Genomic DNA, 8,971 nt, shown 5'->3' with positions numbered 1-8,971 from the left:
GATTCTCGATCTGGCCTCCGCCCGGCCGGCCAATGAGGTGCTGGCGTCAGAGGTCGCATCGTACGCCGGAGTGAACCGCAGTACGTTCTACGACCACGCCGCCTCGCCCACCGCCCTGCTCGAAGCTGTATTGAGGGAACAGCTCGACGCGCTTCGCGAGCTGCACCTGTCGGGTGCCGACCCGCAGCACGCCGGTGCGGCCATCGCCGCGGTCACGCGAGCCGTTCTGCTGCACGTCGAGGAGCATTCGGCCGTGTACCTGCTGGGACTCAGTGAGACCAGCGGCAGCGCGAGTCTGCACCCCATGCTGACGGCGCATTTCGAAGCATCCATTCGCCTGCTGCTCGAGCAGCACACCATTGTCATTGCCGATCACTACGAAAACAGCGCACCCGGGGCGCAGCCGAACCCCCGTGATGACGGGCTGCTGTCACAGATGGCCACCCGAATGATCGCCGACGGCTCGGTGGGGGCGATCACCGCGTGGCTGCGGTCGCCCCAGCCCCACGATGTCGATGCGTTTCTGGGCGCATACCGACAGCTTCTGCCCGAATGGTTTCCGCTGGTTGCCTGACCAAAGGTAAGTCCACGCCGTCAGACGAGAGCTGCGGCCACCGCGGGCGAGACGAACGGCAGCCCGAGTGCCGACGCCACGAGCGCGTTCGTCACCGAACCGTCGTGCACATTGAGGCCGCGGGCAAGAGCAGGGTCTGCCTCGATGGCGGCCTTCCAGCCCCGGTCGGCAAGCGTGAGAACGTAGGGCAGCGTTGCGTTGGTGAGGGCCGTGGTCGAGGTCTCGGGCACCGCCCCCGGCATGTTCGCTACGCAGTAGTAGACACTGTTGTGCACCGCGAAGATGGGGTCGTCGTGCGTGGTGGGGTGCGAGCCCTCGAAACAGCCGCCCTGGTCGATAGCAATGTCGACGAGCACCGAACCCGGTTTCATGGCGGCCACCATCGCATCGGTGACGAGCTTCGGCGCCTGCGCCCCGGGGATGAGTACGGAGCCGATGACAAGGTCGGCCTCGCGCACCTGCGCCGCGATTTCGTAGGCACTCGATGCCCGGGTCTGAATGCGCCCGTCGAACTGGGCTTCGAGCGCGCGCAGCCTCGGCAACGAGAGGTCGATCACCGTGACATCGGCGCCCATGCCGAGCGCGTTCGCTGCCGCGTGCTCGCCCGCCACTCCCCCACCGATGACGACCACCTTCGCCTTGCGTGTTCCCGGCACACCGCCGAGCAGTACGCCGCGACCGCCGGCCGCGCTCATCAGGTGGTACGCGCCCACCTGAACCGAGAGCCGCCCGGCCACCTCGCTCATAGGCGACAGCAACGGAAGGCTCCGGTTGTCGAGCTGAACGGTCTCGTAGGCGATGGCCGTGGTGCCGGAGGCGACGAGCGCATCGGTGCAGGCGCGCGACGCGGCAAGGTGCAGGTAGGTGAAGAGCACCTGGCCCCGGCGCAACCGCCCGTACTCGCTCGCGACGGGCTCTTTGACCTTGAGCAGCAGGTCAGCGCTCATCCAGACCTCGTCTGCGGTGGGCAGAATGGATGCCCCGGCAACCCGGTAGTCGTCATCGCTGATGCGCGAACCGACGCCGGCACCCGACTGCACCACGACGTCGTGGCCGCGCCGCACCAGCTCGTGCACACCGGCCGGAGTGATGGCGACGCGCTCTTCGTTGTTCTTGACCTCGGTGGGTATTCCAACTCGCATCTTCGTCTCCGTCTGCTCGCAACACTGCCTGCCGTGCACCAATTCTGCGGAATGCTCGTTTCATGCAGGTAAACTCCGAGGCAATTGCGTGAGACTGGGCGATACAGGTGAGATTCTGCGGCCGAGAGGGGCTTTTGCCATGGTTGCTTCGAAGAATGTGCGGGCTCAAGGGCCCGTCGACCCGCTCGACGAGGTCGACGCGCGCATCGTCGAGTTGCTCAGAGAGAACGCCCGCATGCCCAACAGCAGGCTCGCCGAGCTCGTGGGCATCGCGCAGTCGACGTGCATCACACGGGTACGGGCGCTCGAGCAGCGCGGGGTCATCACGGGGTACAGCGCCCACACGTCGCCCGCCGCGCTGGGGCTGAGCCTGCAGGCGCTCATCAGTGTGAGCATCAAGTCGGGTGCCCGGCACAGCATCGCGCTGTTCGGCGATGAGATTCGCGGGCTCACCGAGGTGGTGCAGCTGTTCTTTCTCGGCGGGTCAGAAGACTTCGTCATCCACGTGGCCACGCGCGACAGCGATCACCTGCGGGAATTCGTGGTGTCGAACCTGTCGGCGCACCCGTCGGTGGCGGCCACGCGCACGAGCATCGTGTTCGAGCACGTCGTGAACTGACGCCGACCCACGGCCGACGAGCGCCGTGCAGATGACGAGCGCTATGCATATGTAGACACTGTTCACTTTGCTGTGTGTGAACAAGGAGGTTCACGATGCCGATCGTGCGCGACTACCCGGAGGGTGCGCCCTGCTGGGCCGATCTCATGACGACCGATTCCGAAGGGGCCCGTGCGTTCTACGGTGGTCTCTTCGGTTGGGGGTTCGACGGGTACCCGATGCCGATGGGCGACAGCTCGGCGATGTACTACATGTCCACGGTGAACGGCAGGAACGTGGCGGGGCTGATGCAGCTGGCCGACGAGCAGGCGGGGTCGGGCATCCGGCCGGCCTGGAACACCTACTTCGCGGTGAGCGATGCCGATGCCGCCGCGGCCCGGGTGAGTGACGGAGGCGGAACGCTGCTCTACCCCGTCGATGAGATTCCGGGGTCGGGGCGCATGGCGATGGCGGTCGACCCGCTCGGGGCCCGGTTCGGGCTGTGGCAGGAGACAGGGCACATCGGGTCGGGCATCGTTGCCGAACCGGGTGCCATCGTATGGAACGAGTTGTGGGTGCCCGACTCCGCATCAGCAGCTCCCTTCTATGAGTCTGTACTCGGAGTCGAAGCGAAGCCCACCGAGGTGGAGGGGGCAGGTGACTACACCGAACTCTTCGTGGCCGGCACCAGCAGTGCGGGGGTGATGGCGAAGTTCGACGCCGAGCTGCCGAACGCGTGGGTGCTGTATTTCGAGGTCGCCGACGTCGATTCGGCGCTCGCACGGGCGGTCGACCTGGGTGCCGGCGTGATGGCACCGGCGTTCGATGTGGGCGGGGTGGGGCGCGTGGCCGGGCTGACCGACCCGCAGGGTGCGCTGTTCTTCGTGATGACGCCCGCTCGATAGCGCGGCCGGGCGCCGCGAGGCGCGCCGATCGGCCGGGAGGTATAGCGTGAGGGCATGGCACAGTTGCTGCACCTCGACTCATCGGCCGACGTTGAACGGTCACGCTCCCGGGCCCTCGGCCGAACATTCGTGGAGGCGTGGCTGGCGGCCGATACGGCCAACACGGTGGTGCACCGCGATCTGCACCTCGACCCGCTACCGCACCTGCCCGATGCTGCGCTGCACTGGCCGCCGAGGCTGCGACCGGCCTACGCGAACCCCTCTGCCGAGGCCGAAGCACTGCAGGCCGAGCTGATCGGCGAACTCACGGCGGCCGACGTGCTGCTCGTGGGGGCTCCGCTCTACAACTACTCGGTGCCGTCGAGCCTGAAGGCGTGGATCGACTACATCCACGTACCGGCCGTCACTGCTCCGTTCGATGTACCCACTCAGCCGATGGCCGGGCGCCCGGCGGTGCTGCTGACGAGCCGCGGTGCATCGTACGATGCCGGCACGCCGACCGCCGACTGGGATCACGAGGTGCCGGCGCTGAAACTCATTCTCGGCACGGCCCTCGGCATGGAGATCACGGTCATCACGACGAGTCTGACGCTCGCCGACGCTGTCGAGGCTCTTGCCCCGCAGCTCGAACGCAGCGAGCGGGAGTTCGCCGAAGCCTCGAGCGCCGCCGCCGAAGCAGGGTCGCGACTCGGCCGCAGCACCAGCAACAACACCGACAACTAGCCGGTCGTGGCGAACGAGATCGCGCCAGCCGAGGTCGCGGCCGAGCGGGTGACCCTCGAGCAGGTGGTCGCCGATGCGCGCCGGCTGGCCGAGAGCGGCCGTCGGTGCATCCTCGGGTTCGCCGGAGCGCCGGGTGCGGGCAAGTCGACGGCGGCCGAACACGTGGTCGAGTCGCTGGGGTCGGGTCTGGCCGCGCTGGTTCCGATGGACGGCTTTCACCTCGCCAACGACGTACTGGCCACCCTCGGGCGTCGGGCGCGAAAGGGAGCGCCCGACACGTTCGACGCTGCCGGGTACGCGGCACTGCTGCAGCGCATCCGGAGCCAGAGCACGCCCGGCGACGACGCGGTGGTCTATGCGCCGCGCTTCGACCGTGGGCTCGACGAGTCGATCGGCTCGGCGCTGGCAGTGCTGCCCGAGGTGCCGCTGATCGTCACCGAAGGCAACTACCTACTGCTCGAGAGCGGGGCCTGGCCGGCGGCTCGCGCGTTCATCGACGAGGTGTGGTTCATTGAGGCGCCCGAGATCGTGCGGCGCGAGCGCCTGATTCGCCGCCACGAGTCGTTCGGCACGTCGGCCGAGGATGCCCGCAGCTGGGCCCTCGGGCCCGACGAGCAGAACGCAACCCTCGTGGCGGCCAGCGCCCCCCGCGCCGACCGCCGGCTGATCATCGTCTGATCAGCGCCAGATCACTGTCTGAGTCGGGGCTCAGGCGGGCTTCGCCTCGAGCCACGCCCGCAGCACCCCGGGCCGGTTGGTGATGATCGCGTCGACCCCCGCCTCCACCGCGCGGACCCAGTGCTCGGGCTCGTCGAGAGTCCACGGGGTGACCGTGAACCCGGCTGAGTGCAGTGCGTCGGCGAGCTGTGGATGCTCGGCCAGCAGTACTCCGTAGGGGTTGCAGCCCTCGGCACCCACCTCGCGCAGCACCTCCACGAGCCGCTCGATGCGCGCATCGACACCATCGACACCATCGACACCGTCGGCAGCGGGCAGCTCGAACACCAGCGCCTCGACCCGAAAGTCGGGGCCGGCGGCACGCAGCGCGCGCACGGTGCCGAGGTCGAAGCTCTGCACCACCGCACGACCGGCGACACCCGAGGCGCGCAGCTGGGCGAGAACGGGTGCGACGGAGAGCTCGCTCCACGGCCCCTTGAATTCGAGCAGCCAGCCCATGCCGGGAGCGCCGACGGCCCACTCGATGAGCGCGTCGAGGGTGGGCACGCGGGTACCCGCGAAAGCGGGGGCGAACCACGAACCTGCGTCGGCGGCAAGCACCGCACGGGCATCCAGCTCGCCGACCGCCCCGACCGAATCGGTGGTTCGATCGAGGAGGTCGTCGTGGATGACGACCACCACACCGTCGGCGGTCAGCTGCAGGTCGACCTCGATGGCGTCGGCGCCCGCTTGGAGCGCCGCGTCGAACGAAGGCACGGTGTTCTCTGGCGCCTCAGACGAGTCGCCCCGGTGCGCGATGACGCGGGTCGCGATCACAGGTAGGGCTTCACGTTCTGGTCGTATGAGGTCGAGATGTCGGCCGAGGCCTTCGGAAACACGTCTTCGGCCTTCGAGTTCTGCAGCATGATCTGCTCTAGCGCAGTGGTGAGGTACTTGTCGCCCGACGGCACGAACGAGCGCGCCCAGTCTTGCGAGCGCGCGTTCTTCAACTGGTCGACAGCCGTGCGGAACTGCGGCTTCTTCGCGTAGATCGCCGTCATCGTGGCCCCATCCATTGCCGAGGTGCGCACGGGCATGTACCCGGTCGCCGCCGAGAACGTGGCCGTCTGCTCGGCGTCGGTCAAGTATTTCAGAAACATGCCGGCGGCCAACTGCTGCTCGGGCGACTTCGATGAGGCGATCGCCATGCCCGTGCCACCCGTAGGCGTGAAGGCGCCCTTCGGCCCGGCCGGCAGAAAGCCGGTTCCCACCTCGAACTTGGCCGACGCGAGGATGCCCGTGAGCGACCCCGTCGACGCAACGGTGCAGGCGCTGAGGCCCGCCCCGAAGTCGGCCGTCGAATCGGTGGCCGAGACGGCGGCGCTCTTGTCGTCGTTGATGATGCGGCGCAGGTAGTTACCCGCCTCGAGGGTCTCGGGCTGGTCGAGCTTCATGCTCCAGTCGCTCGAGTACGCGCCGCCCTTGCCCCACATGATGTTGCAGAACCACCAGGCGGCCCACGACGTGCCCTTGCCGATTCCGAGCGGTGCCGCGCCGTTCATGACGGCACTGAGCTTTGGTGCCCACTGGTCGAACTCGTCCCAGGTGGCGGGTGCGCGGTCGGGCAGGCCAGCCGCACTCCAGAGCGTCTTGTTGTAGTAGAAGAGCGGCGTCGAGCGCGCGTATGGCATGGCCCAGTGGCTGTCGGCGTATTTGTAGTCGTCGTAGAGGGTGGTATTGAAGTCGGCGGTGTTCGCGTTCAGGTGTGAGGCCAGCCCGTCGAGCGGAATGATCTGCTGGTTGATCATGTAGCGGAACCACCACACATCACTCGCACCCACGAGGTCGGGAACACTGTCGGTGCCGGCCGCGGCCTGAAACTTCTGGGCAATCTCGTCGTAGTTCGCACCGGCTGTGACCATGTTCACCGTGATGCCGGGGTTCGCTGCCTGAAAGCCGTTGATCATGGCCTGCTCGGTGGCCATCGAGGCACCCGGGTGGTTGGTCCACCAGGTGATCGAGGAGGCGGGCTTGATGCCCGTCCAGTCTTGCGCGGGGGCGGTGGATGCGGCGGCCTGGCCGGCATCGCCGACCGACGGGCCCGCACACGCGGCGAGCAGTGCAGTGCCGCCGAGCGCGGCGGAGAGGGTGAGCAGGTTTCGGCGGGTGAGAGTGGAGGAGAAGACGGTCGAACGCGGATTCATTGCAGCATCTTTCTGTGGGGGTGAGCGATGGGGCGAGGGTCGAAACGGCTAGAGGTCATCCGGTGACCGCGCCGGCGGTGAGGCCGGCCACGATCTTCTTCTGCATGACGAAGAACACGATGAGGATCGGCAGCGTGACGAGCACGGTGCCCGCCATCAGAACGCCCCAGTTCGTGACGCCGTCGGTGTTCTGCAGCAGGGTGAGCCCGATGGGCAGCGTCATCATGTTGGGGCGATCGATGACCAGCAGCGGCCAGAGGTACTCGTTCCACTCGGTGACCACCGAGACCAGCGCGACGGCCGCGATCGTGGGCGTCGACATGGGCACGACGAAAGCCCAGAGGCGACGCCAGTGCCCGGCGCCGTCGAGCGCGGCGGCCTCGAGCACGGAGATGGGCAGCGAGAGAAAGTGTTGGCGAAAGAGGAAGGTACCGAACGCGCTCGCCAGCCCCGGCACGATGATGCCCTGGTAGGTGTTCAGCCAGCCGAGGCTCGCCACGAGCGTGTAGTTGGGAATGATGACGATCTGCTGCGGAACCAGCAGCGCGAAGATCACCAGACCGAAGAAGAACTTGCGAAACGGTACTTCGACGAAGACGAGAGCGTACGCGGTCATCAGCCCGAGCACGATCTTGATTCCGGCACCGAACACCGTCGTGATGAGGGAGTTCAGAAAGAAGCTTCCGAACGGAACGGCGTCGGCAGCGGCCTGGTAGTTGGCCCCGCCGAACGACGAGGGCAGCCACTGGATGGGCAGGGAGTAGATCTCGTCTTGGCCCTTGAAGCTGGCCAGCAGCATCCAGAGCAGAGGCAAGACCATCACGGCGACGGCGATGGCCAGTGCGATGTAGCCGCCGATGGGCAGGCGAAAACGGGTCATGCGTAGTGAACCTTTCGTTCGACGAAGCGCATCTGAACGAGCGTGACGATCAGCAGCACGACGAAGAGAATGGTGGCCACGGCAGACGAGTACCCGGCGCGACCGGCGACGAAGCCCTCGCGGTAGATCTCGTACATCATCGTGGTGGTGCCCTCGAGCGGGCCGCCCTTGGTCATCGCCTGAATGATGTCGAAGCTCTGCAGCGAGCTGAGCAGAGTGGTCACGCTCAAGAAGAACGTGGTGGGGCCGAGCAGCGGCAGAATCACCCGGCGGAACGTGCGCACCGGGCCCGCACCGTCGAGCGACGCGGCCTCGAGCAGGTCTTTCGGAATCGCCTGCAGGCCAGCCAGGTAGATAAGGGCGATGTAGCCCACGTTCTTCCAGAGCTGCACGATGATGACCATGACGAGAGCCCACTGCGGATCGTTGTACCAGGCCGGCGAGGGCAGACCAACGAAGCCGAGCACAGCGGCCACGATGCCGAAGTTGGGGTCGAAGACGAACAACCAGAGCAACCCCACGGCCACGCCCGAGAGCACGTAGGGCGCCACGACGATGGTGCGGGCCGGGCCGATGAGCTTCAGGCGACGGTTCAGAAGCACGGCGAGCGAGAGGCCGAGCACCATTCCGCCGCCCACCGTGGCGAGGGTGAAGACCACGGTCACGCCCACCACGTGCGGGGTCTGGGAGTCGGTCAGCCAGTCGGTGTAGTTACGGAGGCCGACCGAGATGGCGCGCGACGAACCGATGTTCCACTGCAGGGTCGAATAGTAGAACGACTGCAGCAGCGGCTTGTAGGTGAACGCGATGAGCAGCAGGATGTTCGGGCCGGCCAGGGCCGCGAACATCAGCCAGTTGCGGGCCATTCTGCCCCGCCGGCGCGTCGCTGTCGACGTCATTTCGAACCACCTTCGCTGTTGATTTCGTTAGCGATGGTAGGTGCTGAAATGGTCGGAAAACGGCGAAAAACTCGTCGTCGGAAGTCACGTCGGGCTCCCGAAACCCACTGTTCACCGGCGGGCGGAAGACTTCACGGGAAGGTCAGCCCCCGGTCACCCGAACAGCGAGATCTCCCCGTTCGGGGGTGATACTCTGCGGCGCTCAGCGGTGGCTGAGCCGGCGGGCGACCGCGCTGCCGATCGACTGGATGAGCTGCACGATGACCACGAGCAACACGATGGTCGTGATGAGATACGCCGTGTCGAAACGCTGGTAACCGTAGCGAAACGCGATGTCGCCGATGCCTCCGCCGCCGATGATGCCGGCCATCGCCGAGTAGTTCAGCAAC

At 66.8% G+C, this 8,971-nt stretch carries 10 protein-coding genes and 1 pseudogene; 5 read left to right on the top strand and 6 right to left on the bottom strand.

The window, feature by feature from the left end; all coding sequences use genetic code 11:
• Positions 1 to 574: TetR/AcrR family transcriptional regulator (locus QN358_RS18140; RefSeq protein ID WP_323513192.1), on the top strand; the 574-nt coding region annotated here is incomplete at its 5' end.
• Positions 575 to 594: 20 nt separating this feature from the next.
• Here the strand turns inward: QN358_RS18140 and ald are convergent.
• Positions 595 to 1,716 carry an alanine dehydrogenase gene (gene ald, locus QN358_RS18135; protein ID WP_323513191.1) on the bottom strand — a complete coding sequence of 374 codons (1,122 nt, stop codon included), beginning with the start codon at positions 1,714 to 1,716 and terminating at the stop codon, positions 595 to 597.
• A 139-nt stretch (positions 1,717 to 1,855) separates the two neighbouring features.
• Between ald and QN358_RS18130 the strand changes: the two genes are divergently transcribed.
• The 4 genes from QN358_RS18130 (at position 1,856) to QN358_RS18115 (ending at position 4,620) form a co-directional block, all read left to right on the top strand.
• Positions 1,856 to 2,335, top strand: coding sequence for an Lrp/AsnC family transcriptional regulator (locus QN358_RS18130; RefSeq protein ID WP_323513190.1), 480 nt, complete (start codon positions 1,856 to 1,858; stop codon positions 2,333 to 2,335).
• A gap of 95 nt (positions 2,336 to 2,430) precedes the next feature.
• The gene (locus QN358_RS18125) at positions 2,431 to 3,219 is read left to right on the top strand and encodes a VOC family protein (RefSeq protein WP_136643577.1); all 789 of its coding nucleotides are present in this window, start codon (positions 2,431 to 2,433) and stop codon (positions 3,217 to 3,219) included.
• 54 nt (positions 3,220 to 3,273) lie between these two features.
• Positions 3,274 to 3,942: an FMN-dependent NADH-azoreductase gene (locus QN358_RS18120; RefSeq protein WP_136643576.1), complete on the top strand. Its 669-nt coding sequence runs from the start codon at positions 3,274 to 3,276 to the stop codon at positions 3,940 to 3,942.
• A gap of 6 nt (positions 3,943 to 3,948) precedes the next feature.
• Positions 3,949 to 4,620 (top strand): nucleoside/nucleotide kinase family protein, encoded by a 672-nt coding sequence (locus QN358_RS18115; protein ID WP_237280537.1) that lies wholly within the window; start codon positions 3,949 to 3,951, stop codon positions 4,618 to 4,620.
• A gap of 30 nt (positions 4,621 to 4,650) precedes the next feature.
• On the opposite strand, the gene QN358_RS18110 is transcribed toward QN358_RS18115, so the two are convergent.
• The 5 genes and pseudogenes from QN358_RS18110 to QN358_RS18090 form a co-directional block, all read right to left on the bottom strand.
• Positions 4,651 to 5,436 (bottom strand): glycerophosphodiester phosphodiesterase, encoded by a 786-nt coding sequence (locus tag QN358_RS18110; protein WP_323513189.1) that lies wholly within the window; start codon positions 5,434 to 5,436, stop codon positions 4,651 to 4,653.
• Positions 5,433 to 6,803 carry an ABC transporter substrate-binding protein gene (locus QN358_RS18105; protein WP_136643574.1) on the bottom strand — a complete coding sequence of 457 codons (1,371 nt, stop codon included), beginning with the start codon at positions 6,801 to 6,803 and terminating at the stop codon, positions 5,433 to 5,435. The genes QN358_RS18110 and QN358_RS18105 overlap by 4 nt, the downstream gene beginning before the upstream one ends.
• A gap of 55 nt (positions 6,804 to 6,858) precedes the next feature.
• Positions 6,859 to 7,683 carry a carbohydrate ABC transporter permease gene (locus tag QN358_RS18100; RefSeq protein ID WP_136643573.1) on the bottom strand — a complete coding sequence of 275 codons (825 nt, stop codon included), beginning with the start codon at positions 7,681 to 7,683 and terminating at the stop codon, positions 6,859 to 6,861.
• Positions 7,680 to 8,582, bottom strand: coding sequence for a carbohydrate ABC transporter permease (locus QN358_RS18095; RefSeq protein ID WP_136643572.1), 903 nt, complete (start codon positions 8,580 to 8,582; stop codon positions 7,680 to 7,682). The genes QN358_RS18100 and QN358_RS18095 overlap by 4 nt, the downstream gene beginning before the upstream one ends.
• 202 nt (positions 8,583 to 8,784) lie before the next feature.
• Positions 8,785 to 8,971: pseudogene (locus QN358_RS18090) on the bottom strand (metal ABC transporter permease); the annotation flags it as partial.

The organism is Subtercola sp. RTI3 (assembly GCF_035018625.1).
In the GTDB taxonomy this organism is placed as follows: Bacteria; Actinomycetota; Actinomycetes; order Actinomycetales; family Microbacteriaceae; genus Subtercola; species Subtercola vilae.
Note: the sequence above shows the minus strand (reverse complement) of the source record. Positions and strands in the feature narration are given on the sequence as shown.